The organism is Arthrobacter sulfonylureivorans (assembly GCF_022637435.1).
In the GTDB taxonomy this organism is placed as follows: Bacteria; Actinomycetota; Actinomycetes; order Actinomycetales; family Micrococcaceae; genus Crystallibacter; species Crystallibacter sulfonylureivorans.
The window spans coordinates 2,277,724-2,303,678 of the sequence record NZ_CP093326.1; the positions used below are offsets into that span (position 1 = coordinate 2,277,724).

21 protein-coding genes and 1 riboswitch are annotated in these 25,955 nt (G+C 68.1%); of the genes, 13 read left to right on the top strand and 8 right to left on the bottom strand.

Annotated elements, in window-relative coordinates; translation table 11 throughout:
• Nucleotides 1–110: 110 nt before the first annotated feature.
• The gene (locus MNQ99_RS10665) at nucleotides 111–554 is read left to right on the top strand and encodes a YciI family protein (protein ID WP_241912932.1); all 444 of its coding nucleotides are present in this window, start codon (nucleotides 111–113) and stop codon (nucleotides 552–554) included.
• 26 nt (nucleotides 555–580) lie between these two features.
• Entirely contained in the window at nucleotides 581–1,831 is a 1,251-nt protein-coding gene (locus MNQ99_RS10670) for an RNA polymerase sigma factor (RefSeq protein WP_241912933.1), read from the top strand.
• Nucleotides 1,832–1,850: 19 nt separating this feature from the next.
• Here MNQ99_RS10670 and MNQ99_RS10675 read toward each other — a convergent pair whose 3' ends face one another.
• From MNQ99_RS10675 to MNQ99_RS10685, 3 genes are read right to left on the bottom strand one after another with little or no spacing between them, the layout of a single operon-like run.
• Nucleotides 1,851–2,747: a MaoC family dehydratase gene (locus MNQ99_RS10675; protein WP_241912934.1), complete on the bottom strand. Its 897-nt coding sequence runs from the start codon at nucleotides 2,745–2,747 to the stop codon at nucleotides 1,851–1,853.
• Complete coding sequence (locus MNQ99_RS10680) at nucleotides 2,744–4,084, bottom strand: 3-oxoacyl-ACP reductase (RefSeq protein WP_241912935.1); 1,341 nt, start codon at nucleotides 4,082–4,084, stop codon at nucleotides 2,744–2,746. Before MNQ99_RS10680 ends, MNQ99_RS10675 begins: the two co-directional genes overlap by 4 nt.
• Nucleotides 4,084–5,421 (bottom strand): acetyl-CoA C-acetyltransferase, encoded by a 1,338-nt coding sequence (locus tag MNQ99_RS10685; protein WP_241912936.1) that lies wholly within the window; start codon nucleotides 5,419–5,421, stop codon nucleotides 4,084–4,086. The genes MNQ99_RS10680 and MNQ99_RS10685 overlap by 1 nt, the downstream gene beginning before the upstream one ends.
• 80 nt (nucleotides 5,422–5,501) lie before the next feature.
• On the opposite strand from MNQ99_RS10685, the gene MNQ99_RS10690 reads away from it, so the two are divergent.
• From MNQ99_RS10690 to MNQ99_RS10725, 8 genes are all read left to right on the top strand, one after another.
• A complete protein-coding gene (locus MNQ99_RS10690) occupies nucleotides 5,502–6,275 on the top strand; it encodes a TetR/AcrR family transcriptional regulator (protein ID WP_241912937.1) in 774 nt (257 codons plus the stop codon).
• A gap of 72 nt (nucleotides 6,276–6,347) precedes the next feature.
• A complete protein-coding gene (locus MNQ99_RS10695; RefSeq protein WP_241912938.1) occupies nucleotides 6,348–8,456 on the top strand; it encodes an acyl-CoA dehydrogenase family protein in 2,109 nt (702 codons plus the stop codon).
• A gap of 130 nt (nucleotides 8,457–8,586) precedes the next feature.
• Entirely contained in the window at nucleotides 8,587–10,050 is a 1,464-nt protein-coding gene (locus MNQ99_RS10700; RefSeq protein ID WP_241912939.1) for a DUF3375 domain-containing protein, read from the top strand.
• Nucleotides 10,047–10,889, top strand: a complete 843-nt coding sequence (locus MNQ99_RS10705) for a DUF4194 domain-containing protein (protein WP_241912940.1) — start codon at nucleotides 10,047–10,049, stop codon at nucleotides 10,887–10,889. The genes MNQ99_RS10700 and MNQ99_RS10705 overlap by 4 nt, the downstream gene beginning before the upstream one ends.
• Nucleotides 10,890–10,891: 2 nt before the next feature.
• Nucleotides 10,892–14,218, top strand: coding sequence for an ATP-binding protein (locus MNQ99_RS10710; protein WP_241912941.1), 3,327 nt, complete (start codon nucleotides 10,892–10,894; stop codon nucleotides 14,216–14,218).
• An 82-nt stretch (nucleotides 14,219–14,300) separates the two neighbouring features.
• Complete coding sequence (locus MNQ99_RS10715) at nucleotides 14,301–15,764, top strand: ATP-binding protein (protein WP_241912942.1); 1,464 nt, start codon at nucleotides 14,301–14,303, stop codon at nucleotides 15,762–15,764.
• Nucleotides 15,761–16,435 (top strand): response regulator, encoded by a 675-nt coding sequence (locus MNQ99_RS10720; protein ID WP_241912943.1) that lies wholly within the window; start codon nucleotides 15,761–15,763, stop codon nucleotides 16,433–16,435. The genes MNQ99_RS10715 and MNQ99_RS10720 overlap by 4 nt, the downstream gene beginning before the upstream one ends.
• A 76-nt stretch (nucleotides 16,436–16,511) precedes the next feature.
• Entirely contained in the window at nucleotides 16,512–16,958 is a 447-nt protein-coding gene (locus MNQ99_RS10725) for a protein-tyrosine phosphatase family protein (RefSeq protein WP_127512539.1), read from the top strand.
• Here the strand turns inward: MNQ99_RS10725 and glgA are convergent.
• A complete protein-coding gene (gene glgA / locus MNQ99_RS10730) occupies nucleotides 16,937–18,133 on the bottom strand; it encodes a glycogen synthase (protein WP_241912944.1) in 1,197 nt (398 codons plus the stop codon). The genes MNQ99_RS10725 and glgA overlap by 22 nt on opposite strands.
• Before the next feature lie 105 nt (nucleotides 18,134–18,238).
• Here glgA and glgC point away from each other — a divergent pair, with 105 nt between their 5' ends.
• The 3 genes from glgC to pepN are packed head-to-tail and all read left to right on the top strand — an operon-like array spanning nucleotide 18,239 to nucleotide 23,306.
• A complete protein-coding gene (gene glgC, locus MNQ99_RS10735) occupies nucleotides 18,239–19,525 on the top strand; it encodes a glucose-1-phosphate adenylyltransferase (RefSeq protein ID WP_338423088.1) in 1,287 nt (428 codons plus the stop codon).
• Nucleotides 19,526–19,549: 24 nt separating this feature from the next.
• Nucleotides 19,550–20,644: a YeiH family protein gene (locus MNQ99_RS10740; protein ID WP_338423089.1), complete on the top strand. Its 1,095-nt coding sequence runs from the start codon at nucleotides 19,550–19,552 to the stop codon at nucleotides 20,642–20,644.
• Between the two features lie 34 nt (nucleotides 20,645–20,678).
• On the top strand, nucleotides 20,679–23,306 hold the full coding sequence (gene pepN / locus MNQ99_RS10745; RefSeq protein ID WP_241912945.1) for an aminopeptidase N: 2,628 nt from the start codon (nucleotides 20,679–20,681) through the stop codon (nucleotides 23,304–23,306).
• A gap of 24 nt (nucleotides 23,307–23,330) precedes the next feature.
• Here pepN and MNQ99_RS10750 read toward each other — a convergent pair whose 3' ends face one another.
• The 4 genes from MNQ99_RS10750 to arr all read right to left on the bottom strand — a co-directional run bounded on the left by MNQ99_RS10750 (nucleotide 23,331) and on the right by arr (nucleotide 25,954).
• A complete protein-coding gene (locus MNQ99_RS10750; RefSeq protein WP_241912946.1) occupies nucleotides 23,331–24,392 on the bottom strand; it encodes a lipoate-protein ligase LplAB in 1,062 nt (353 codons plus the stop codon).
• 308 nt (nucleotides 24,393–24,700) lie between these two features.
• The gene (locus MNQ99_RS10755; protein WP_127512534.1) at nucleotides 24,701–25,036 is read right to left on the bottom strand and encodes a DMT family transporter; all 336 of its coding nucleotides are present in this window, start codon (nucleotides 25,034–25,036) and stop codon (nucleotides 24,701–24,703) included.
• An 11-nt stretch (nucleotides 25,037–25,047) separates the two neighbouring features.
• Entirely contained in the window at nucleotides 25,048–25,362 is a 315-nt protein-coding gene (locus tag MNQ99_RS10760) for a DMT family transporter (RefSeq protein WP_127512533.1), read from the bottom strand.
• 10 nt (nucleotides 25,363–25,372) lie between these two features.
• A riboswitch (guanidine-III (ykkC-III) riboswitch) is annotated at nucleotides 25,373–25,438 on the bottom strand.
• Between the two features lie 87 nt (nucleotides 25,439–25,525).
• Nucleotides 25,526–25,954 (bottom strand): NAD(+)--rifampin ADP-ribosyltransferase, encoded by a 429-nt coding sequence (gene arr / locus MNQ99_RS10765; protein ID WP_241912947.1) that lies wholly within the window; start codon nucleotides 25,952–25,954, stop codon nucleotides 25,526–25,528.
• Nucleotide 25,955: the final 1 nt, after the last annotated feature.

The window sequence follows — 25,955 nt, forward strand, 5'->3', positions numbered from 1 at the left end:
CCGACACGGTGATGAAAGAAAATTTTCCGCCCGTGTCGATATCCCTGTTCGCCGTTCGACGGCATAGTAGAAGGCGCACACCGCGTCCTCGGTCACAGAAGGAGATAGCCGTGAAGTACATGTTCATCATGCGGTCCACCGACGAAGCCCTCGAGGCCTCCAAGGCCATGCCGTTCGAAGAAATGATCAACAAAATGGGCGCCTACAACGAGTCCATGATCAACGCCGGCATCATGCTCGGCGGTGACGGATTGGCCGACCTGTCCGACGGCACGGCCTTCGTCGTCGACTTCTCGGAAGATCCGCCGCTCGTCACCGACGGCCCCTACGGCGAAACCCACGAGCTGTTCAATGGCTTTTGGATAGTTCAGGTGGCGTCCAAGGAAGAAGCTGCCGAATGGGCCAGCCGCTGTCCGCTGGGCCCCGGCTCCAAGCTGGAAGTGCGCCGCGTGACCGAGGCCGCCGACTTCGCCGAGTTCTCCGACAACGAGTACATCCAGAAGGAAGAAGGCTGGCGCGAACAAGAGGCGAAGCTGCGCGCGGAGAACGCGTAGCCTCCGCGGCGCGGGAGGGGGCAGCGGTGGCGGGCACGGACCCGGAAGGGGCAGCGGTGGTCCGGCGCCGCCTGGATGCCGTCTGGCGCATCGAAGGTGCCCGGATCGTTGCCGCGCTGGCCCGGGCCACGGGTGACGTCGGGTTTGCCGAGGACATGGCGCAGGAAGCCGTAGCCGATGCGCTGCTCCAATGGCCGGACACCGGTACGCCGCGTAATCCTGCCGCCTGGCTGACCTCCGTGGCCAAGCGCAAGGCGATTGACGCCTGGCGCCGGGCCGAACGCCTCGACAACCGCTACCAACTGCTGGCCCGCGGGCTGCAGGACGAGGACGCCACGTCCTGGGATCCGGTTCCGGACGACGTGCTCCGGCTGGTCTTCACCGCCTGCCATCCGGTGCTCTCCCGGGAGGCACAAGTGACCTTGACGCTACGGATTGTGGGCGGTCTGTCCAGCGAGGAAATCGCCAGGCTGTTCGTGCTCCCGGTAGCCACGGTCCAGCAGCGGATTGTCCGCGCCAAGAAGACACTGGCCGCGGCGAAAGTCCCCTTCGACGTCCCGGAACCAAACGAATGGGGGCCGCGGCTGGGCGGTGTCCTCCGGGTCATCTACCTGATGTTCACCGAAGGCTATGCCGCAACCTCCGGGGAACGCTGGATCCGGCCGGATCTGGCCGGCGAAGCCCTGCGCATCGGCCGGGTGCTGGTTTCGCTGGTGCCGCGGGAACCCGAGGCGCACGCGCTGGTCGCCCTGATGGAACTGCAGGCCTCGCGGTTCGGCGCCCGCACCCGGCCGGACGGCACCCCCGTGCTGCTGGCCGACCAGGACCGCACCCGCTGGGACCGCGCGCAGATAGGACGCGGCCGCGCGGCACTGGCCCGGGCGGACAGGCTGGGCCGCGGCCGCGGCACTTACGCGCTGCAGGCCGCCATCGCCGAGTGCCACGCGGTGGCGCCCAGCGTCGACCGGACCGACTGGGCACAGATCGTGTTGCTCTACGAGGCGCTCGGCCGGATTGCGCCCAGCCCGGTGGTCGAGCTCAACCGGGCCGTGGCGGTGTCCATGGCCACCGGGCCCGCCACAGCGCTGGCCATCGTGGACGGCCTGGTCTCGACGGGGGCGCTGCGCGGATCGCATCTGCTGCCCAGCGTGCGGGCCGAGCTGTTGGCCAGGCTCGGCCGGCCGAACGAGGCACGGGCCGAGTTCGTCGCCGCAGCCGCCCTGGCCAAGAACGACCGCGAACGCGACGTGCTTGAACGCAAGGCAGCTGCCACCTGAACCGGCGTACGGTCCCGTGCTACCCCGCGAGCGTGTTGACGCTGCCCGTGAAGTGGAGCCGGTGGCTGCGCTCTCCCCAGCCGGTGAACTCGGACGCTTCCCACGATCCGTCCCGTTCCGTGTCATGGATCCGTACGGCCACCGTGGCAGGAAGGAAGACCGGGGCAGCGAAATCAATGCGCCAAGCAAAGGGTTCGCTGGCCGTGGCTTCCACGCTGGTCAGGACCCGGGAGGCCAGGTACATGCCGTGCGCGATGGACCGCTTGAGTCCCAGCATCTTGGCCGATACCGCGCTCAAGTGGATCGGGTTGAAGTCACCGGAGACACCGGCGTACTCGCGGCCGGCTTCGGGACCGAGCCGCCAACGCGCCGTCGGCTGCGGCGGGATGAAATCGGTGCGTTCCGGCCTCAAAGCCTTGTCCAGTCCGGGCAGGTAGACCGCCTTGGCCAGATAGTCCGATACGCCCTCCCACACGGTTTCGCCCCCGGCCTCGATCCGGGTATGAAGTTCCACCTGGGTGCCGGCGTGGTGGCCGCGCAGGCCTTCGGCCCAAGCTGTCACGGTCAACGGCTCCGCGAAGTGGACCGGCCGCAGATGGTTCACCCGGTTGGCCAGATGCACCATGCCGAGCAGCGGGAGCGGGAAGTCCGGCCGTGTCATCACGCTCATCACCACCGGAAAGGCAACCGAGTGCAGAAACACCGAGGGCAAGGTGTCCCGCACGGTGCCGTGCATCAGCTGCTGGAAGCCGCTGAGCCGCTCCGGGGCGATGTGCACGCCGTCCACGGTGTGCCGCACCGCCGGGAGCTGATCGGTCTGCTGGCCGACGCCCAGCTTGTGCCGCGCCGCCGTGGAGGCAGCCGTCAGATACAGCCGCGAGAGCGTGGGCATTTCCCCCAGGATGACCTCGCTCATGCGCCGACCATGCTCTGGCCGCAGACGCGCAGCGTCTGGCCATTGATCCCGCCCGCGGCATCGCTGGCCAGGAAGGAGACCGCTTCGGCGACGTCCAGCGGCCTGCCGCCCTGCTGCAGCGAGGACAGCCGGCGTGCCACTTCGCGGGTCACGAACGGCATCCGGGCGGTCATGTCCGTCTCGATAAAGCCGGGCGCGACCGCGTTGATGCTGCCGCCGGCGTCGGCGAAGGCGGCCGCCGAGGCGCGGACCATGCCGATGATGCCCGCCTTGGAGGCGGCGTAGTTGGTCTGCCCGCGGTTGCCTGCAATCCCGCTGGTGGAGGCCAGCGACACCACCCGCGGAGCTTCGCGGAGGACGCCCGACGCCAGCAGTTGCTCGTTCATCCTCAGCTGCGAGGCAAGATTGACCGCGATCACCGAGTCCCATTTCGCCTGGTCCATGTTGGCCAGCAGCTTGTCCCTGGTGATGCCGGCATTGTGCACCACGATGTCCAGCCCGTGGTTCCGCTCCGCGGCGTGGGCTGCGATCTTGGCGCCCGCGTCCGCGGCGGTGATGTCCAATTGCAGCGCGGTAGCGCCGATCCGGTTGGCGACCTGCGCCAACTGCTCCCCGGCCGCGGGGACGTCGACGGCGATGATCCGGGCGCCGTCGCGGTGCAGGGTCTCGGCGATTGCTGCACCGATGCCGCGGGCGGCACCGGTAACGACGGCGACCTTGCCCGCCAGCGGACGGTCCGGGTCCGCCGGCAGCGAGGCCACGCCGGAGCCAACCAGGAGGAACTGCCCGTTGACGTAGGCGCTTCGGCCGGAGAGCAGGAAGCGCAAGGCGCCGAGGACGGCCGGCGCACCGGCATCCACGCCCTCGCCCAGCACAATCCCGTTGCCGGTGGCACCGCCGCGCAGCTCATGGGCCAGCGACCGCAAGGCCCCGTCCACCGCCTGCCTGGCCGCAGCCTGGGCGGGCTGTCCGGTCCCGGTTGCGGGGCGGGAGATCGTGACGATCCGGCCGCCGGGTGCCAGGTCCCTGAGGCTGGAGCCGGCGGTGAGCATCGGATCCGCTAGTTCTTCCGGCGCGGCCAGTTCGTCGAGCACCAGCACGATGCCGCCCAGCCGTTCCTTCGGCGCCACATGCCGCCGGACATCCAGATCCCAGCCGAGCAGTTCCTTGGCCAGGACGTCGGCGCCGGAACCGGAGCCCAGCACCAGGACGGGACCGGGCAGCAGCGGAGCACCCGGCCGGTAGCGCCGCAGCACGGCAGGCTGCGGCAGTCCCAGCTTTTTGGCCAGGATCTTCGCGGGCCCGGCGTTGACCAGGTCCAGGTACCGGTCCGCCATTAGTTTGCCTCCAGGATGGCCACCACGCCCATGCCGCCGGCGGCGCACACGGAGATCAGACCACGGGTGGGGCGGGACTCGGCGTCGGTCTTCTCGCGCAGCATCTTGGCGAGGGTAGCCACCAGCCGGCCGCCGGTGGCGGCGAAGGGGTGTCCGGTCGCCAGCGACGAACCGTTGACATTCAGGCGGGTCCGGTCGATGGCGCCCAACGGCTTCTGCAGGCCCAGCTTGTTGCGGCAGAATTCCTCGCTTTCCCACGCCGCCATATGGCACAGCACGGTGCCGGCGAAGGCTTCGTGGATCTCGAAGAAATCGAAGTCGGCAAAGGTCAGGCCCTGCCGGGCCAGCAGCCGCGGTACGGCATAGGCGGGGGCCATCAGCAGGCCTTCCTTGCCGTGCACAAAATCCACCGCTGCGGCCTCGGAGTCGACCACCTCGGCCAGCACCGGCAGGTCATTGCTCCGCGCATACTCCTCCGAACCGATCAGCACCGCGGAGGCGCCGTCGGTCAGCGGCGTGGAATTGCCGGCGGTCATGGTCGCTTCGGCGCCCAGGTTCTTGCCGAAGACCGGCTGCAACTTGGCCAGCTTCTCCAGCGTGGTGTCGGCGCGCAGGTTGGAGTCCTTGGCAAGGCCGCGGTAAGGCGTCATCAGGTCGTCGAAGAACCCGCGCTCATAGGCGGCCGCCAGATTGCGGTGGCTGGCCAGGGACAGTTCGTCCTGCGCCTCGCGGGTGACGTTCCACGCCGCAGTGGTCAGCGCCTGGTGCTCCCCCATGGACAGCCCGGTCCGCGGCTCGGCCGTGTCCGGCGCGTTGGGTGCCAGGTCCTTGGGGCGCAGCTTGGCCAAGGTGGTCAGCTTTTGCTGCACCGTTTTGGCGCGGTGCAGTTCCAGCAGAACTGCCCGGAGCCCCTCGCTCACGGCAATCGGTGCATCGGAGGCGGAGTCGACGCCGCCGGCGATGGCGGAATCGATCTGCCCCAGCTTGATCTTGTTGGCCAGGCCAACCACCGTTTCCAGTCCGGTGGCGCAGGCCTGCTGCAGGTCGTAGGCGGGCGTTTCCGGCGACAGCGCGGATCCTATCACCGCTTCACGGGTGAGGTTGAAATCGCGCGAGTGCTTCAGCACCGCGCCGGCGGCCACCTCGCCGATCCGCTCGTCCTGCAGCCCGAAGCGGGCCACCAGCCCGTCCAATGCGGCAGTCAGCATGTCCTGGTTGCTGGCCTGGGTGTAGGCCCCGTTGGCACGGGCAAACGGGATACGGTTGCCGCCGATGACGACTGCCTTGCGCAGAACGTTGGCGGTGCGGGTGCCGGTGGCGTCAGGTGAAGCGGCCATGAAGGCTCTCCTCGTGAATCGGGTGCAGGGTGGAACGAAGTCAGTTACCGTAACCAAGCGTACCTGATACGCTGGGTAACGTGAATAGCGCCACAGTCCGCCCCGCGGTTCCGACGTCCGGTCCCGACGGCCGCTCCGCCCGCTGGGACCGCCACCGGACCGAGCGCCGCCGGGAACTGATCCGTGCCGCGCGGCACGCAGTGCACCGGCTGGGCCCCGACGCTTCGATGGAGGACATCGCGGCGGCCGCCGGAACCTCGAAGCCCGTCTTCTACCGGTATTTTGGCGACAAAGCCGGGCTGCAGCAGGCCATGGGCGAAGTGGTCATCGGCCGCATGCAGGCCCGGCTGCAGGAGGCCGCCGCCAGCGCGACCACTCCGCAGGAAGGCCTGCACGCCATGGTCTCGGTCTACCTGCAGATGGCGGAATCCTCGCCGCACGTCTACGCGTTCGTCACCCGGGACGGCCCCTTCGATCCATCGGTGCCGCAGCAACTGCGCGGCGAGCCGGCACTGGCCGCCGCTGCCCCGGACACCGGCAGTTCCGCGGTGCTTCACGATTTCTTCGCCAACGTGACGGCGATGATCGAAGCCCCGCTGCGCGGCCACCTGAGCGCCTCCGCGGGCAGCGCCGCGGAACTGGCCGCGGCATCCTACTGGCCCAAGGCCGCCATCGGCATGGTGCGTGCTGCCGGCGAACGCTGGCTGGCCGCACCCGATGACGGCAGCAAACCAAGCCGTGAGCTGATGACCAGCCTGCTCACCCAATGGCTGCTCCATGGAGTCGCTCCCAGCCGTGCAGACCCGGGAGCAGGTTCCGGACCGCCGGGCCTGACCCGCGGCGCCGCAGACTGAGCCGGCCATGTCGCCGCCGACGCGGCCGCTGCAGACCATCCGACCCATTCGTGACGACTGAAGGAACAACCGATGACGTATACCCCCACCGCCGAAACCCCGGAACCGGTTGAAGACAGCGGCGCTACCGTTGACGTGGCCGGGCTCGGCGAGGTCCTGCTGGGCCGCTGGGCCGAGATCCGCCAAGCCGCGCGCGACCTCGCCGGCCGGCCGGAAATCCACCGGATCGACGGCCTGCCGATGGTTGAGCACCGCGAACGCGTCGTTGGCCAGTTGAAGTACCTGGTGGACGCCGGGGCCGTGCACCGTGCCTTCCCCCGGCGGCTCGGCGGAGAGGACAATCACGGCGGAAACATCGCCGGTTTCGAGGAACTGGTCACCGCCGACCCCTCGCTGCAGATCAAGGCCGGGGTGCAGTGGGGCCTGTTCGGAGCCGCCGTGCTGCACCTGGGCACCACGGAACACCACAACAGGTGGCTGCCGGACATCATGAGCCTGAAGACCCCCGGCGCGTTCGCCATGACCGAGACCGGCCACGGGTCGGACGTTGCCAGCATCGCCACCACCGCCACGTACGAACCGGAGACGCAGGAATTCGTCATCCACACCCCGTTCCGCGCCGCGTGGAAGGACTACCTGGGCAACGCCGCCAATGACGGTTTGGCCGCCGTGGTGTTCGCGCACCTCATCACCCACGGCGTGGACCATGGCGTGCACGCGTTCTATGTCCCCCTTCGCGATGAGCAGCGCAACTTCCTGCCCGGCATCGGCGGCGAGGACGACGGCTACAAGGGCGGCCTGAACGGCATCGACAACGGCCGGCTGCACTTCGACCAGGTCCGTATTCCGCGCACCAACTTGCTGAACAGGTACGGCGACGTGGCCGAGGACGGCACCTACTCCTCCCCCATCGCCAGCCCCGGCCGCCGCTTCTTCACCATGCTGGGCACCCTGGTGCAGGGCCGGGTCTCGCTGGACGGCGCCGCGGTGGCCGCCAGCAAGGTGGCGCTGGCGATCGCCGTCCGTTATGCCACCGAACGGCGCCAGTTCAACGCCTCCTCGGACACGGCCGAAGAGGTGCTGCTGGACTACCAACGCCACCAGCGCCGACTGCTGCCCCGGCTGGCCACCACCTACGCGGCGTCGTTCGCGCATGAACAACTGCTGCAGAAGTTCGACGACGTCTTCTCCGGCGCCCATGACACGGACGAGGACCGGCAGGACTTGGAAACCCTGGCGGCGGCACTGAAGTCGCTCAGCACCTGGCACGCCCTGGACACGTTGCAGGAGTGCCGCGAGGCGACCGGCGGCGCGGGGTTCCTGGCCGAAAACCGGTTCGCCGCCCTGCGCGCCGACCTGGACATCTACGCCACCTTCGAAGGCGACAACACCGTGCTGCTGCAACTGGTCGCCAAGCGCCTACTGGCGGACTACGCCAACGAATTCCGCCATGCCGACTTCGGCGTGATGGCCCGCTGGGTGGCGCACCAGGCGGCCGACGTCACCCTGCACCGCACCGGCCTGCGCCAGGTGGCCCAGACCTTCGCGGACAGCGGATCGGAGCGCAAGAGCGCCAATTACCTCAAGGATCCGGAAACCCAGCGCCAGCTGCTCACCGACCGGGTCTCCACCATGGTGGCGGGCATCGGCGGCGCGTTGCGCAACGCCACCCGGCTTCCGCAAAAGGAGGCCGCGGCGCTGTTCAACGAACACCAGCATGAGCTGATCGAGGCGGCCCGCGCGCACGCCGAACTGCTGCAGTGGGAAGCCTTCACCGCCGCGCTCACCCAGATCGACGACCACGGCACCCGGCAGGTGCTGACCTGGCTGCGGGACCTGTTCGGGCTGTCGCTGGTGGAGAAGAACCTGGGCTGGTACCTGATGTACGGCCGGCTGTCGGCGCAGCGCGCCCGCATCCTCGGTACCTACATCAACCGCCTGCTGTCCCGGCTCCGCCCGCACGCCCGCGATCTGGTGGATGCCTTCGGCTATGGCCCGGAGCACCTGCGCGCGAAGATTGCCAGCGGCGCCGAACAGGAACGCCAGGACGAAGCCATGGCCTATGCCCGCTCCCGGCGCGCCAGCGGCGAGGCCCCGATGGACGAAAAGGTACTCATCGCCCGACGCAAGGCCACGGAGAAGCTCAGCCAGAAGCGGCAGAAACTGGAAGCCAAGGGCTAGGACAACGACGGCGGGGCTCGCCCCAGGCGACACGGCTCGCCTTGGCGGGGCCCCGCCGTCGTGAGCGGAACCGGACCAGCTAAGATTTTCTGGGCCCGCTACTCCCTTCCGCGGGCGGAAAGCACCTTTCATGTCCTTCACCCAGAATGCCCTTGCCCGCTGGCAGGAGCTGCAGGCGCTGGCCGCCACGCCCGGCCTCAAGCTCGCCTCCGCCAGCCCCTGGGTGCCGGCGCTGTTCAGGACCGCTTTCACCCGCTCCCGGCCGCAGTTGCCGCTGGAAGAGTTTCACCGCAGCACCGACTCGTTTCTGGCCGAGCTGCGCCGAGCCGGGGTGGAACTGCGCGTGGACTGGTCCGCTCGCCAGTATGCCGATGACTGGGTGGCCCGGCGCTACCTGTCCCGGCTGCGCGAGGACGGCCGGTTCGTCTACGAACCCACCGAAACCACCGTGCGGTTCCTGGAGTACCTGGATGGCTTGACCGGGACTTCCTCGTCGCTGAACAGCTCCCGCTTGGCCACCCTGCTCACCCGCGTTGAAGCGCTGGCCCATGAGACCGATCCCGATCCCGAGGCCCGGATCACCGTGCTGCAGGCTGAAATCGCCCAGCGGCAGGAAAAGATCCGCGCGCTGGAAGCCGGCGAAGCACCGGCGTCGTTGCCCGACGCCACGGCGGTGGAGGCCGCCCGCGATGTCTTGGCGCTGGCCGCCGGCCTGCCGGCCGATTTCAAGCGGATGCGCGACGGCCTGGAACTGATGCTGCACACGCTGCGCGCCGAGATCGTGGAGTCGAACGCCACCAAGGGCATCACCATGGGCGAGGTCCTCGAGGCAGACAAACGGCTGCGCGGCACCAGCGAAGGCCGGACGTACGAGAGCTTCACGGCCTTCCTGAACGACGAGGAGCAGCAGCAGCGCTTCCGGCAGGCGATCGCCGAGGTACTCGAGCGGGACTTCGCCGACGCGCTGGACGCCGAGGACCGGCGGGCGCTGCAGCGGCTCATGCCCCAGCTGCGGGCGCAATCGGCGGAGATCCACCGGATCTACGGCCGTCTCTCGGAGAGCATGCACACCTTTGTGCAGTCGGACGACGTCCGCGAATCGATCCAGCTGCGGCAGGCCATCCGTGCCGCCGAGGCCGCCATCCTCAAGTCCCGGCGCAGCCTGCCGGGCCGCCGCGCCGTGATCCCCGCGCCCGAACTCTTCGGCTCCGGCTTTGAATCGGTGAGCATGGTCCGGCTCTATGACCCGCAGGACCACCAGGCACCGGCCAAGCTGCCGGCGCCGCCGGCCTTCACCGAGGCGGACATCCACCGTGTCCTCCGCACGCCGCAGGCGGACGCAGCGGTCCTCTCCCACGCCGTCCGCACCGCCGTGGAGGCCCGCGGGCCGGCTCCGTTGTCCGCGGTCTACGCCCAGTTGGAACCGCAGCACCGGCATCTGAACAGCCTACGTTGGCTGCTGCAGCATGCCTTGAACTCCGGTGGCACGCTGGACGCGGACGCATCCGACACCGTGACCCTGATCCAGATCGACGGCAGCGAACGCACCGCGGTGCTGCCCGCCGTTACCTTCACGAAAGCTGCAGATTCATGAACGAGATGACCGAGGTCCGCGTTGCACCCGACGGAAGTCCGCACGACGGCGTCCCGCTGGTCGAATCGCCGGAGCTTCAAGATCAGGGGCCAGACGAATGGGCAGGTCTGGATGACCGGGCAGGTCTGGACGAACGGACCGGATTGGAAGAACCGGACGAACGCGAAGCGCCTGCACGGGACGAAGTCCGGGACGGGCCGGCATTGTTCGACGGCGATACCGGCACCCTGCCGCTGAAGCTGCGCCAGGCCCTGATCAGGCTGCTGCGCGGCCCGTATCTGGATGCCGGTTCCACCGACCGGGTGTACGACACCGTGGTGGAACACCGCTGGACCCTTGCTTCCCGGCTCAGCGAGCTGTTCCTGCAACTGGTCATCGACGAAGACCGCAAGGTCGCCATGCTGCGCCAGGTCCCGATGGCCGAGCCGCACACCACTGCCCTGCAACGGCAGCGGGACATGACCCGGGAAGAGACGCTTCTTCTGCTGCGCATGCGCCTGGTTCAGGACCGCCATGCCGGCACCGGAACCGAACCGCTGATTAGCCGCGCCGACGTCATCGACGTGCTGCAGGACTACGTGGATCCGGAACAGCGCGATGCCAAGCATGTGGAGGATCTGGCCGACGCCTCCATCCGCAAGCTGGCCAACGAGCGCCGGTTGCTGCAGGCAACCGAGCTTCCGGATGTGTGGGTCATTTCGCCGGCGCTGCCGCTGGCCCTGCCTTTCGAGAACATCGGCGACATCCCTGCGGTGATTGGCTCGCTGGCCGGCGAAGACCTACCGGCGGACGGTGCGCCGGAGACGGACCAGTTGGCTTTCGACGGCGGAGAGGCCTGAGCATGAGCATTGAGACAATCCTGCCGATGGACGGGCTGCTCAACCCGGGCCAGCACCGGCTCACGTCCGTGCAGCTGGTCAATTGGGGCACCTTCGACGGCGCCCACACCATCCGGGTGGACCGGGCCGGCACGCTGTTGACCGGCGGCTCCGGCGTGGGCAAGTCCACCATTTTCGACGGCATGCTGCAGGTACTGGACGCCCGGCCAAGGATGAACGAGGCGGCCCAGACCAACTCCGGCCAGGCGTCCGAGGAACGGCGCACCGCGTTCAGCTACATGCGCGGCCGGTTGGGTGCCACGCCGGCCGACGGCGATGATTCCCAGACTGCCACGTTCTACCAGCGTCCCGGCGCCATCTGGTCGGCGGTCTGCCTGACCTTCGACAATGCCCTGGGCCAGACCACCAGTCTCGCCGTGATGCTGGACCTCCCGGCGAACGGCACCGAACACAACGTGGGCCGTTTCTACGTCCTGCACAACAAGCCGCTGGACATCCCCCGGCTGGAGTCCGGCATGGCGGGCCGCTTCAGCAAGACATCGTTGGAGACGCTGCTGCCGGGCAGCCAGGTCTTCGATTCACACAAGGCCTTCGCGGAACGTTTCCGGCAGGCACTGGGCATCGATCAGGAGAAAGCCTTCGGACTGCTGCGCACGCTGCAGACCGGCAAGGGGCTGGGTGGCACCGTCAACGATTTCTTCCGCAACCATGTGCTGGACACGCCGCGGACGCTGGTCGCTGCCGAAGAGGCGGTGCAGGACTTCAGCCACCTGCGCAGCATCCGGCGGCAGCTGGAACGTGTCCGGCAGCAACGGGACCTGCTGGCTCCCGTGCCCCGGCTGCACCAACAGTTGCGGGAGACGCAGTCGCAGCTGGACCGAGCCATCCTCCTGGCCGATGTCGCGCTGCCGCTCTACCGGCGCCGGCTGGCACTTCAGTGCCAGGACCGGCAGATCGACCTGCTGGACGCGGAGGCGGCCACCGCAGCACAGGAATTGGCAGCGACTGAAGCTGCACGCGCCGCACTCAAGCAGCAGACGGCACAGCTGACCGCACGGTACGGCAGCGAGGGCGGCGCCGCCGTCGCCACCTTGGAGCGGGAGCTGGCCGCAGCCCAGTCCGAGATGCGGGCCCGCCAGTCGGTTGAGGAATCCTTCCGGGCCGAAGCGCAGGCCGCGGGCCTTGACGCCGATTTCAGCCCCGGCGGACTGGCGGCCGCGCGCAGCCGCGCCGCGGTGCTGGTGAAGGAACTGCTCACCGACGCCGAATCCGTCCGCGAACGCAGCAACGACGCCCAAGGCGAGGCCTGGAGCCTCAAGGGGCAGATCCGGTCGCTGGAGCAGGAAATCGAGTCCTTCCGCCGCCGCACCAGCAACATCCGCCCGGAGAGCCTGGAACGCCGGCGGCAGATCTGCGCAGCGACCGGCATCGCGGAAGAGGAACTGCCCTTTGCCGGCGAGCTGATCGATCTTGCCCCCGCCGAAGCCCGCTGGCGGCCGGCAGCCGAGCGCGCGCTGCGCTCCCTGGCGTCAGCGCTGCTGGTGCCGGGCGAGCGGATGAACGCCGTCACCCGGTATCTGAACGAGCACAACATCCGCGGCTTCCTGCGGATCATCGATGTCAGCGCTCCGCTGGACGGCAAGGCCGAGGCCGAAACGGACGACCTGGTCACCAAGCTGGTCACCAAGGACACCGCGATGGGCCAGTGGGTCCGGCGCAAAATCACGGCGCATTACGACTACGTCTGCGTCGAGGAGCCGGAGCAGTTGGCCGGGGTCCCCCGCGGCGTGACCTTGGGCGGAGCGGTCAAGCGCAGCAGCAGCACCACCGAGAAGGACGACCGGCATACCGGGGCTTCCGACCACCTGCTGGGCTTCGACAACGAGGACAAGATCGCCGCGCTGGCCACCCGGCTGCTGGAACTGCGCGACACCTACGGCACGGCCGATTCAGAGTCTGTCGAACGCGCCCGGGAACAGCAGGACCTGGGCCGGCGGCTGGCCGCGGCCAAGGCAGTGGCTGCGGACACCCGGGGCTGGGAGGAGATCTCTTCCGACGCACACGCCGCGGCGGTGGCGGCGGCGGTTGAACGGTTGGAGCAGGCCCGTGACGCCAACACGGACCTGGAGCAGCTGCGCTTCGAACTGGAAACGGCCGAGCTGGACCTCACGGCTGCGACCGAGAAGATCGGGGTGCTCAAGGGCGAAGCCGCCCGGCTGTCCGCCGGGCTGGCTGCCGCGCGCCACCGCCGCGAGGGCTTGGCTGGGGACGGCGAACCGGCCGGCCAGCTGACCGTGGAACTGGCGTCCGAACTTGACGCACTGTTTGCCCCGCATGGCGAAGTGACCGATCTGGAGATCCTCGGCGAGGTCTGCACCAAGGTGGAGCGCGAGCTGCTTAGCTCCCGCGGAACGCTGGACCGGGCCAAGCTGGAGGCCGGCAACCAGCTGGTGAAGATCTTCGAGGCCTACAACCGGCAGTGGGGGTCGGACCACGGCACCTCGCTGGATGGTGCCGCCGACTATGCGGCCCGCTACCACGACATTGTGGGCGAAGGCCTGCCGCAGCGGGAGGCGGAGTTCCGCGAGTACTTCAACAACCGCACCTACGAACGCTTCAGCGACCTGCTCCAACTGCTGGACGAAGAACGCCGCAGCATAGCGTCCCGGCTACAGCCGCTGAACCAGATCCTGCGGCGGGTCAACTACCACGCGGACAGCCACCTGCAGATCGAGATTGCCAACGCCGTTCCGGACGCTTCGCACAAGTTCCGGACCGACCTAAAGAACGCGCTGCCGGTGATGGGCCGGCGGCAGACCGGCGATGACATGGACGCCCGCTACCTGGCCCTGGACCGCATCGTGGAGCGGCTGGCTTCGGAGGACGACCGCCGCTGGCGTGCCGAGGTCCTGGACGTGCGGTCGCACGTGGACATCACCTGCACGAACCTGCTCGCGGACGGCCGCGCGTATACCAACCTGCAGGCAAGCCTGATGTCCGGCGGGGAGGGCCAGCGCTTCACGGCGTTCATCATGGCCTCGGCGCTGGCCTACCAGCTCGGCATCGCAGGACAGGGCTTCAGCACCTTCGGCACGGTCATGATGGACGAGGCGTTCGTGAAGTCGTCGCTGGCTTTCGCCGAGGCCAGCATCAACGCGCTGCACGAGTTCGGCTTCCAGCTGCTGTTGGCCGCTCCGGAGGACAAGGTGGATCTGGCCCGCTTCCTCGGCTCTGTCACCGAAGTCCTGCGCGACGAATCCGCCAACCGCTCCGGCATCCTGGAACGCGGCCGTTCGCTGGCCCGCCCGGTGGACATCGTCCTGCGCTGAACCTCGCCGGCTGATGCAGTGGTATGACTAGGGCATGTCGAAGGTGCACGCGGGGATGCGTGGCTGGCCGTCTCCACGGTCATTGAGTGTCCGGAGGGTGTTGGCCGGCCTGGTGCTGGCCGTTGTACTGCCGGCCGGCTTACAGTTCCTGTTGCTGCAGGTGTGGCACGCCAATCTGACCACTGCGTCGTTAATCCAGCTCACCGGAGCCGTTGGCGTGGCACTGGTGGGCGGGATCTGGCCTGCCCTCTTGGCCGCTCTGTGGAGCAGCCTGCTCCTGAACTACTTCATGACCGAGCCCACCGGCCAGCTGCTGATCCACGAAACCGACATGGCCGTGGCCTTGGTGTGTTTTGTCGCCGTCGCCGGGGCGGTGGCCTGGGTCGTGGACGTATCTGCCCGTCGGGCCGCGCGGGCGCGCCGGGCCGGCGCCGAGGCTGCGGTGTTGAATGAGCTGACCCGGGTGGCGATCGCCACCGAGGACCCCCTGCGGAGCTTGTTGGACCAGGCGCGGCAGGTGTTCAAGGCCGATGCCGCCGCGCTGTTCGTGCGGCCTTCCGGCAGCGGATCGGACACCGGTGATGATTCCGGTTGGGTCCTGCTGGCCGGTGCCGGCCAGCAACTGGGGTCTCCGGACGCCGCCGACACCGTCGAACGAGTGGACGACACCACGGTGATGGCCCTGCTGGGTCCCCACCTGACGGCGGGCGAGAGCCATCTATTGAAGGCTTTCGCCGCGCAGGCCACGGCATTGCGTGCCCGCCAACAGTTGATGATCAGCCGGCTCGAGAACGAACGCCTGGCCCAGGACAACCTGATGCGCGGTTCAATCCTGCAGGCTGTCAGCCATGATCTGCGCACCCCGCTGGCCGGCATCAAGTTCTCGGTCAGCAGCCTGTTGCATCAGGGCGGTTCGTTCAGCACCGAGGAGCGGCGTGAGCTCCTGCAGACTACCGATGCCTACGCCGACCAACTGGGGCTGCTGGTGGAGAACCTGTTGGACATGTCCCGCATCAGCAGCGGATCCGTCGGGCCACTGCTTGGTCCGGTCCACTGGGAAGACGTGCTTCCGGGAGCCCTGCGTTCAGTGCCGCCCGAGTCGGTGGCCTTCCAGATTCCCGAGGATTGCCCGCCGGTGGAGGCCGACCCCGGGCTGCTGGAGCGGGTGATTGCGAACTTGGTCGAAAATGCAGCCCGTCACGCCCACTCCTCGGTGATCACGCTACGGGCCGGGGAAGCGCCGTCAGCGGGAAGCGATGTGCACGGAGAGCTGCGGATCATCGATGCCGGGACCGGTCCGCTGCCGCAGGATCTGGAAGACATGTTCAAACCCTTCCAGCGGATGACCGATTCGGGGGAAGACGCCGGCGTCGGGTTGGGTCTTGCAGTCGCCCGGGGCTTGACCGAGGCGATGGGCGGAACCCTGCATCCTGAGCGTACGCCCGGCGGAGGGCTGACGATGGTGCTGCGCCTTCCCTTGGCCGCTCCCCGTGCGCCATCCAACGCCCCATCCGATGCCCCGGGCATCCGGCAGGAAGACCGGTGACAACCATCCTGGTGGTAGAAGACGAGCACCGGTTGCTGCGGGCGCTGCAGCTGACGCTGCGGGCCAATGGGTACACCGTGATCGCCGCGCCGACGGGCAGCAGCGCGCTGGCGACGTTGGCGGAAGGGCCGGTCGACGCCTTGGTGCTCGACCTTGGGCTGCCGGACATGGACGGCGTAGAGATCATCCGCGCTGTCCGGTCCGGCACGCAGACCCCCATTCTGGTGCTGTCCGCGCGCCATGCCTCCGCCCAAAAGGTCGGCGCCCTGGATGCGGGGGCCGACGACTACGTGACCAAGCCGTTCGGACTGGACGAACTGCTGGCCCGGTTGCGGGCACTCCTGCGCCGCGGCCCGGCCGGAACTCAGGAGGACCTGGTGGAGGCCGCTGGCTTCACGCTCAATTTTGCAGCACGCCGGGCGGAGAAGCAGGGCACCTCCATCAAGCTCACGCCGACGGAATGGAAGATCCTTGAGGTGTTGACCCGCCAACCCGGCAGGCTGGTACCCCATCGGCAGGTGCTGGAGCAGGTGTGGGGACCGGCGTATGTGAAGGAGACCCAGTATCTGCGGGTGTACATCGCCCAGTTGCGCCGGAAGCTGGAAGCCGACCCGGCCCGGCCGAAGCATCTGATCACCGAGCCCGGGCTCGGCTACCGGTTCGATCCCTGAACCATGCCAGGCTGAAGACGTGGATCGCCCGCAGGCCCGGCTCCCGGAGGCGCCGCCGGAGGACTAAAGTTCTGCCATGGGAACGCCGTGGGATCCCGCACTTCCAGGTGTGCTGCGGCTGCCGTCGGGGCGGCTGGTGCGCGGCCGGGCCTTGCTCAAGCCGACGCCCGCGGGGCCGGCCCCGGAGTTTGCCCTCTACCTGAAGCACGGGCCACCGCTGCCCACCGACTGGGAACAGCGCTGGGTGCGCTGGCGCGATCTTCGGCTGCCGGATGATTTCCACGACGCCGCGGCCGCCTTCCGCGAGGCGTGGCTGCGGGCAGCGGATGAGCGGGTGGAGGTGGCCTGTTTCGGCGGACGCGGTCGGACCGGCACGGCGTTGGCCTGCATGGCCATCCTGGACGGCGTCCCGCGGACCGAGGCCGTCGAGTACGTCAGGGCGCGCTACCGACCGGGCGCCGTCGAGACGCCGTGGCAGCGGCGGTTCGTGCGCCACTTCCCTCAGCCCAGCACGCTGCGGTAGACCTCCAGGGTTTTGTCGGCGATCGAGTCCCAGGAGAAGTGCTCCTCGGCGCGGCGGCGGCCGGCCTCGCCCTGTCGGCGCGCAGCGGCCGGGTCGGCCAGCGTCCGGATCAACGCCGCGGCGAAATCACGCACGAACTGTTCCTCGTCCAGCGGGGTTCCCGTCCCGTCGGCCACCTGTTCCAAGGGGACCAGGGCGCCGGTGACGCCGTCGTCGACGACCTCCGGGATGCCGCCGGTGGCGCTGGCCACTACCGGTGCGCCACAGGCCATCGCCTCAAGGTTCACGATGCCCAGCGGTTCGTAGATGGACGGGCAGGCGAAGACGGTCGCGTGGCTGAGAACCTGGATCAGTTCGGCGCGCGGGAGCATCCGCTCGATCACCACCACGCCGTCGCGGGTTTCGCGCAGGCCGCCGATCAGGGCGTTGACCTCGGCCGCCAGTTCGGGGGTATCGGCGGCGCCGGCGCAGAGCACCAGCTGTACCTCCGGCGGCAGCAGCGCGGCAGCGCGCAGCAGGTACGGCACGCCCTTCTGCCGGGTGATCCGTCCCACGAAGACCACGCTGGGCCGCTCCGGGTCGATGCCCAAGGCACGCACGGCGTCGTCGTTAAGATCCGGTTTCCACTGCTGCACATCCACGCCGTTGTGGACCACCTGCACCCGGCCGGGATCCACGTCCGGGTAGCAGCGCAGTATGTCCTTGCGCATCCCGGCCGACACCGCGATCACGGCGGCCGCCGCCTCGTAGGCGGTGCGCTCTGCCCAGGAGGAGAGCCGGTACCCCCCGCCCAGTTGCTCGGCCTTCCACGGACGCAACGGCTCCAGCGAATGGGCGCTCAGCACGTGCGGGACATTGTGCAGCAGCGAGCCCAGATGCCCTGCCATATTGGCGTACCACGTGTGGGAATGGATCAGCTCCGCACCGGCGAAGCCATCCAGCATCTGCAGGTCGACGCCGAGGGTCTGCACGGCCGGGTTGGCCTCCGCCAGTCCGGCCGGAACCGCATAACTGCGCACGGTTGCGCCGTGGAAGTCGGACGGCCGCTCAGCCCCGAAGGCATGCACGTGCAGGTCCAGCCGTCCGGCCAGCACACGGCTGAGTTCGGCCACATGCACACCGGCCCCGCCGTAGATCTCCGGTGGGAATTCTTTTGTCACAATATCTACGCGCACGACACCTAACGTAGTGCACGCCGGGGGCTTCCTCTAGTGTGAGGTGTGAGGGGGATGTCACGTTTCGGCCCGAAAGGGCCGTGGCGACTGTGAAGGGGGAAATACATGGCACAGAAGAAGGTGCTGGCCGTTGTACTCGCCGGCGGCGAGGGAAAGCGGCTCATGCCGCTCACTGCGGACCGGGCCAAACCGGCGGTGCCGTTCGCCGGCAGCTACCGTTTGATCGACTTTGCACTGTCCAACCTGGTGAATTCCGGCTACCGGCAGATCGTGGTGCTGACCCAGTACAAATCGCACAGCCTCGACCGGCACATTTCCGAAACATGGCGGATGGCCTCGCAGTTGGGCAACTACGTTGCCTCGGTCCCGGCGCAGCAACGGCGAGGCAAGAGCTGGTTCTTGGGCAGCGCTAATGCGATTTACCAGTCGTTGAACCTGATCCACGACGCCAGGCCGGACATCGTCGTAGTGGTCGGCGCGGACCATGTCTACCGGATGGACTTCTCCCAGATGGTGGAGGAACACATCGCTTCCGGCGCACCCGCCAGCGTGGCTGCGGTACGCCAGCCGCTCGCGCTGGCCAACCAGTTCGGTGTCATCGAATCGGAACCGGATGCACCGACCAAGATCCGTGCGTTCGTCGAGAAACCGGCGACCACCGCCGGGCTGGCCGACGATCCGGACAGTTTCCTGGCCTCGATGGGAAACTACGTCTTCAACACCGACGCCCTGCTGCAGGCGCTGGAGGCCGACGCCGAGCGGCTGGACACCGACCACGACATGGGCGGCGACATCGTCCCCTACTTCGTGGAACGCGGCGAAGCGGCGGTCTACGATTTCACCGCCAACACCATTCCAGGCTCCACCGGGGCGGACCGGCAGTATTGGCGCGACGTGGGGACACTCGATTCCTACTACGAGGCACACATGGACCTGATCAGTCCGCTGCCGGCCTTCAACCTGTACAACCTGCAGTGGCCGATCTACACGAGGCAGTCGGTTTCGCCCCCGGCCAAGCTGGTCCGCGGCATGAGCGGCACTGCGGGTACCGCCCACGACTCCCTGCTCTCCCAAGGCGTGGTTGTTTCAGGGGCAGAAGTCACCGAATCCGTTCTCTCGACCGATGTCTTCGTTGCCGAGGGTGCCCAGGTCCATGGCAGCGTCCTGATGGACAACGTGACCGTGGGCGAAGGCGCCGTGGTGCGGAAAGCCATCCTGGACAAGAACGTCCGCGTCCCGGCCGGGGCCACCATCGGAGTGGACCCGGAGCTGGACCGCGCGCGCGGCTTCACGGTGACCGATTCCGGTTTGACGGTGCTGAGCAAAAACGAGCGCGTGCTGCTCACGACCAGGACCGATGTCGAATCTGCCCACAAACCTGCAGGCTTGTAGGTTGCGCCACAACACCTCAGCCTTGTGACCGCGAGCCAGCCGCCGGATGGCGGGAGAATCCGGATTCCGGCCGCTCCGGCTCCGCGGCCCCGCATCGAACGCTGGATCCGCCGTGCCAGGCCGGGACTGTTGCTAGCGGCAACGGCCGTCCTCGTCTCCTTTGGCCTGCACTGGCTGGTGCCCGCGGTCCCGGTGATGAGCTTCGCCGTCGTGCTGGGCATTTTGGCCGCCAACGTGCCGCCGACAGCAGCGCGGATTAGCGGCGCGGGACAACCCGGCCTTACCTTCTGCGCCCGGACGCTGATGCGCGCCGGGATAGTGCTGCTCGGCGCCCGGCTGGCCCTGTCGGATCTGGCCGAGCTGGGCTGGTTCGCGCTGGTGCTGGTGGTGCTGGTGCTGCTGCTCGCGTTTGCCGGAACCTACCTGCTGGCGCGCTGGCACCGCCTGCCCGGCGACCAACCGGTGCTGTTGGCTGCCGGTTTCGCTATCTGCGGGGCTTCGGCCATCGGCGCCATCGCCGCCGCCCGCGGCAGCCGCGCCCAGGACAGCCTGATGCCCGTCGCCCTGGTCACGCTGTGCGGCACCTTGGCCATCGGGGTCCTGCCCGCGGTCATGGCCCTCACCGGCATGCCGGCGCAGGTTTTCGGCTTCTGGGCCGGAGCATCAGTGCACGACGTTGGACAGGTGGTGGCCACGGCGCAAAGCGCGGGCACGGCGGCGCTGACCATCGCCGTCGTCGTGAAGCTGGCGCGGGTGGTGATGCTCGCGCCGCTGGCGGCCGCCGTCGCGGTGCACCGGCGCCACGCAGCCAAGGCAACACGGGCAAGGGGTACCGGCTCGGAGGGTAAACAACCGCCGGTGGTGCCGCTGTTTATCCTCGGTTTCCTGGCGTTGGTGCTGCTGCGCAGCACGGGATGGCTGCCGCAGCCTGTGCTGAACGGAACCGCCCTCGTGCAGGAGATCTTGCTGGCCGCAGCCTTGTTCGGGCTGGGATCTGCCGTCCGGCTCCGGGAACTGCTCCGTTCCTCGCTGCCTGCGATCTCCACCGCGTTGCTGTCCTGGCTGCTGATCGCCGGGCTGGGGCTCGGCGCGGCCTGGCTGGCCATGGCCGGAGGCTGACGCACCCAGGGCCGCGCATGGTTAAATGGGCCGGATGACGAACCAGAACCTCAGCCGCGGCGAAGCCGCGGCCCGATCAGCCATCCTTCGGGTGGAGAGCTACGAGGTCTCCTTGGACCTGCGCGGTGCCGAGGACCAGGACGAACCGGGCTTCATCTCCAAAACCGTCATCACCTTCAGCTGCAGCGAGCCGGGCTCAACCGTGTTCGCAGACTTCATCCACGGCGGCGTCCACTCCGTGCTGCTCAACGGGCGTCCGCTGGATCCCGCCGAGGTGGTGGACGGTTCGCGCATCCAGCTGCCCGGGCTGGACGCGCAGAACCAGGCCATCATTACCGGCACCGCGCTGTACAGCAGCAGCGGCGAAGGCCTGCACCGGTTCGTGGATCCTGCCGACGGGAACACCTACCTCTACACCCAGTACGAACCGGCCGATGCCCGGCGGGTGTTCGCCAACTTCGAACAGCCCGATCTGAAGGCCCCCTTCACCTTCCACATTGCCGCGCCGGACGGGTGGACCGTCGCCTCGAACGCCGCCGTGGCCTCGACCGAGCCCATGGCTTCCACGCCCGGGCACTCGGTCCGCCGCTTCCACCCGACCCAGCGCATCTCCACCTACATCACCACCGTCCTGGCCGGGCCGTACCACGCCGCGAAGGACAGTTGGCACCGCCCGCTGCCCGACGGCGGCGAACTGCAGGTGCCGCTCGGCGCCTACTGCCGCGCCTCGCTGGCCGATGCCTTCGACCCGGAGCAGATCTTCGACGTCACCAAGGCCGGCCTCGATTTCTTCCACGAGCTCTTCGACTACCCGTATCCGTTCGGCAAGTACGAGCAGGCGTTCGTCCCCGAGTACAACCTCGGCGCTATGGAGAATCCCGGCCTGGTCACCTTCACCGAGGCCTACGTTTTCTCCTCCCGCGCCACCGAGGCACAGTACCAGGCCCGGGCCAACACCATCCTGCACGAGATGGCGCACATGTGGTTCGGTGACCTGGTCACCATGAAGTGGTGGGACGACCTCTGGTTGAAGGAGTCGTTCGCCGACTACATGGGTGCCCTCGCCTCGGCCGAGGCCACGCAATGGAGCAATGCGTGGATCACCTTCGCCAACCGGCGCAAGGGCTGGGCGTATGTGCAGGACCAACTGCCCACCACCCACCCGATCGTCGCCGACATCCGCGATCTGGAAGCCGCCAAGCAGAACTTCGATGGCATCACCTATGCCAAGGGCGCCTCGGTGCTCAAGCAGTTGGTGGCCTACGCCGGCTTCGACTCGTTCATCGGTGCGTCGCGCCGCTACTTCCGCGAACACGCCTACGGGAACACCTCGCTGGCCGACTTCCTCACCGCCCTGAGCGCGGCCTCCGGCCGGGATATGGAACACTGGGCGCGCCAGTGGCTGCAGACCGCTGGCATCTCCACCATGGCCCTGGACCTGAGGCACGACGGCGGGGCGATCGCCGCTGCGGCCATCGTCCAGGATGCGGTGGATCCGGTGACGGACGAACCGGCGCACCGCCCGCACCGTTTGCGGTTGGGGTTCTACAACCCGGATGCCTCCGGCCGGTTGCTCCGCACGGACCAGCTGGAGCTGGACGTGGCCGGTCCCCGCACGGACCTGCCGCAACTGGCCGGCAGGGAGCAGCCGGCACTGCTGCTGCTCAACGACGACGACCTGACCTACGCCAAGGTGGTCTTCGACCAGCGCTCACTGCAGACCGTGCTGTCTTCGCTGGACCGACTCACCGATCCGCTGGCCCGTGCCCTGTGCTGGTCCGGCCTCTGGAACATGACGCGGGACGGACTGCTCCCGGCCGCGGAGTATGTGGAGGCCGTGCAGCGCTTTGCCCCGGCCGAGACCGAGAACAGTGTGCTGCAGGTGGTTTTGGACTGCGCCAAGACGGCCATGGACCGGTACGCACCGGCGGCCCGCCGGCCGGCACTCCAGGAAGCTTTCGTCGCCGCTGCACGGCGGCAGGTGGAGGCCGCGGATCCGGGCAGCGACCAGCAGCTGACGTGGGCGAGGTCGCTGGCCGCGGTGGCCCGTGCTGCGGACAGCCAGGCCCCGTTCCTGCGCGACCTGGTGCTGGGCAAGGTAGTGGTGGACGGGCTGGCCGTGGACACCGATCTGCGCTGGCGGTTCTGGCAGGCGCTGGCCGCCACCGGCCACGCTGCGGTGGCCGAACTCGATGCGGCGCTGGAGGGAGACCGGACGGTCGCTGCGCGGGCCGGCCACCTGGCCGCCTTGACGGCCCGGCCGGATCCGGAGGTCAAGGCGGACGCGTGGCGCGCCGCCGTGCACACCGACTCGCTATCGAACCAGCTGCTGGACGCCACGATCGACGGTTTCTGCCAGGGACCGCACGAGCTGCTCAGCGGGTACGTAAACCCCTACTTTGCGGAACTGGTCGCGATCTGGTCGTCCAAGAGCATCGAGATAGCGGCCCGGCTGGTCCGCGGGCTCTACCCGGGCGGCGAGGATCTGGCCGCCGGGCAGGCACCTACCGAGCACCCCGTCGTCGTCCGCACCGACGCCTGGCTGGACGGCAACAGCGATGCACCCGCGGCCCTGCGCCGCATCGTCATCGAACAGCGCGACCACTTGGTCCGGGCACTTCGCGCCCAGCAGGTGGCTGCCCCGGCGGAGAGCCGCGGCTAACCCGGTAGCTCCTACCGGCCGCCGCTACGGCACCCGGTGCAGCCACTCGTCTGTGCCGAACTTGGTGTCCACGAGTTCCCGGGCCATGGCCAGCTCCTCGTCCGAGAATCCGCTGTCCACGGCGGCGTAGCGGTCCTTGAACGTCCGGATCATCACGGCGATGATCTCCTCCCGGCTCAGGCCGGTCTGCCGCCGCAGCGGATCAACGCGTTTTTTGGCGCTGGTAATGCCCTTATCGGAGATTTTTTCCTTGCCGATCCGCAGCACGTCCGTCATCTTGTCCGCGTCGATGTCGTAGGACATAGTCACATGGTGGAGCATCCCGCCATTGGCCAACCGCTTCTGTGCGGCGCCGCCGATCTTGCCCTCCGGCGTCGCGATGTCGTTAAGCGGCTGGTAGAACGCCTTGATGCCGACCTTCTCCAGCGAGGCCATGACCCACGCATCGAGGTACTCATAGGAGGCCTCAAAGCTCTGTCCGTCCACCAGCGTCTGCGGGAGGTACAGCGAGTACGTGATGGCGTTGCCCCGCTCCATGAACATGGCCCCGCCGCCGCTGATCCGGCGCACCACGATGATGCCGTGGCGTTCCGCCCCATCCGGATCCACCTCGTTGCGCACCGACTGGAAGCTGCCGATCACCACTGAGGGCGCCTCCCACTCCCAGAAACGCAGCGTCGGCTGCCGCTTCCCGGCGCCCACCTGGCGGGTCAGGACCTCGTCCATCGCCACATGCATGTGCGTGGGCAGCGGAGTGGGCGGGATGACCTGCCACTGGTGGTCCAGCCATCCGGTGGCCTTGTTCAGGGCCCGGCGCACGGCAACGGCAACGGCGTCGGCGGAGAAGCCGAACAGCTGGGCGTCGGGCCGTAGCGCGGCGCTGATGGCCGCGGCGAAACTGGTGTGGCTGCTTTCGGTGCTCATGCCGTCCAGCGCCGTGTTGATGTCCGCCAGCGCCTCGTCCGGTTCCAGGAAGAAGTCACCGCTGACCGACGGACGGACGATCCTCTGGTCCGTCACGTCAAAATCGACAACAACAAGCTTGCCGCCCTGGACCTTGTACTCTCCGTGGCGATGGTCGGACATACACGCTCTCCTTGATCAGGCGGGTTCGGCTGCAGCCGTCGGGTCGGCAGGCGCTGGTTGGGGCCACCACAGTCTTATCACGACGGCGCGGCCTCCTGCCGTCGGGCGCCGCTCCCCTGCTGCCTCAGCGGTCCGCCGATAAATCCAGCTTTCTCCCAGCTGCTGCCGGGGCTGTGCCCAGAAGCCTGCCGTAGTGTCATAGACACCTCATCACGGTGCGAGTGAAAGAGGGACCGGACGTGCCCGGTCCAAGCGCCGGCGGGTATGGAGTATTTCCCCCGACTTCTCCATTACCTGCCGGCGCTTTTTCATGCCTTCTCGCTGCGCTTCCCGTCGACCACCTTCAGGCCGATGACGCAGCCGATGATGCCGGCGAGGAACAGCACCTTCAGCACGCTGGCCTGCTCGCCGCCAAAGACCATGGCGTAGCCGACGGTCAGTGCCGCGCCGGTTCCTGTCCAGACCGCGTAGGCGGTGCCGATGGGGATGCCGCGCATCGCATAGCCCAGCCCCAGCATGCTCAGCGTCACGGCCACAAAAAACACTGCGGTCGGCAGCGGGTCGCTCAGCCCGTCGGAGAGGCTCAGCGCCGTGGCCCATACGGCTTCCAGGACGGCGCTGACCAGCAAAATGATCCAATACATGTGAGCCCCCGTTAGCCGATCGCCTTGAGGCCGACGACGCAGCCGATGATGCCCAGCAGCAGGGCGACCCGGATCAGCGAGGCCTTCTCGGCCCCGGTGACCATGGCGACGGCGGCCGTCAGCACCGCGCCGATGCCAACCCAGACCGCGTAGGCAGTTCCCACCGGTATGACGGTCATGGCGTAGGCCAGGCCGGCCATACTCAACGCCATGGCCACAACGAAAATGATTGACGGCCACAGCCGGCGGAAGTTTTTAGATGCGCCCAACGCCGTGGCCCACACAGCTTCCAGGACACCGGACAGGATGAGAATGACCCATTCCACGATTGATTCCTCTGGCCAGTCTTGTCGCGCACCGGGTACTGAACCGTCGTCCGGAGACCTAGGAGTGAGGTCTTGACCTCAAAAATAGCAAAGCACGACGCCGGTGCGCAGCTTTGGTGGCCGACCTCACCGGCGCGCCGGACGGGTGGGGCCCGCTGGCGGATCACTCGTTGATGGCTTCGACGCCTTGCCGCTTGAGTTCTTCCAGATGGTTCCGCATGTTCTGCAACACCTCGGGAGGATGCGGTTCCCAATCCAGGACCTCTTCGATGATGCGCAGCGGTTCCTTCGTGCGGTAGGACCTCGTGGGGTTGCCCGGGAACCGTTGGTCTGTCAGGTTGGGATCGTTGTCAATCGGGCCGGTGGGCTCTACGCGGTAGATCCTTCCCGGCCCCTCCCCCTCTCCGAGTTCGGCTCCCCAGGTGGCGGCGTCCAGGGTTGCGGTGAGGTAGACGTAGTTCGCCTTCGTCCGCGCTCCGTAGTTCGAGCTGTAGCCCGGTTCCAGCAACTCGCCAGGCGCCAAGTCGGCTTTCGTACCGTGGTAGAACGGGCCGGGGTCGCCTGCCCCGGCCGGTATCGGTTCGTTGTGCATG

Bases quoted from the DNA above. Each gene is read 5' to 3' on its own strand.
- MNQ99_RS10750 (WP_241912946.1), bottom strand. From the start codon at position 24,392: ATGTCCGACCATCGCCACGGAGAGTACAAGGTCCAGGGCGGCAAGCTT.
- MNQ99_RS10685 (WP_241912936.1), bottom strand. From the start codon at position 5,421: ATGGCCGCTTCACCTGACGCCACCGGCACCCGCACCGCCAACGTTCTG.
- MNQ99_RS10695 (WP_241912938.1), top strand. From the start codon at position 6,348: ATGACGTATACCCCCACCGCCGAAACCCCGGAACCGGTTGAAGACAGC.
- MNQ99_RS10680 (WP_241912935.1), bottom strand. From the start codon at position 4,084: ATGGCGGACCGGTACCTGGACCTGGTCAACGCCGGGCCCGCGAAGATC.
- arr (WP_241912947.1), bottom strand. From the start codon at position 25,954: ATGCACAACGAACCGATACCGGCCGGGGCAGGCGACCCCGGCCCGTTC.
- MNQ99_RS10755 (WP_127512534.1), bottom strand. From the start codon at position 25,036: ATGTATTGGATCATTTTGCTGGTCAGCGCCGTCCTGGAAGCCGTATGG.
- pepN (WP_241912945.1), top strand. From the start codon at position 20,679: ATGACGAACCAGAACCTCAGCCGCGGCGAAGCCGCGGCCCGATCAGCC.
- MNQ99_RS10705 (WP_241912940.1), top strand. From the start codon at position 10,047: ATGAACGAGATGACCGAGGTCCGCGTTGCACCCGACGGAAGTCCGCAC.
- glgC (WP_338423088.1), top strand. From the start codon at position 18,239: ATGGCACAGAAGAAGGTGCTGGCCGTTGTACTCGCCGGCGGCGAGGGA.
- MNQ99_RS10725 (WP_127512539.1), top strand. From the start codon at position 16,512: ATGGGAACGCCGTGGGATCCCGCACTTCCAGGTGTGCTGCGGCTGCCG.
- MNQ99_RS10710 (WP_241912941.1), top strand. From the start codon at position 10,892: ATGAGCATTGAGACAATCCTGCCGATGGACGGGCTGCTCAACCCGGGC.
- MNQ99_RS10675 (WP_241912934.1), bottom strand. From the start codon at position 2,747: ATGAGCGAGGTCATCCTGGGGGAAATGCCCACGCTCTCGCGGCTGTAT.
- MNQ99_RS10700 (WP_241912939.1), top strand. From the start codon at position 8,587: ATGTCCTTCACCCAGAATGCCCTTGCCCGCTGGCAGGAGCTGCAGGCG.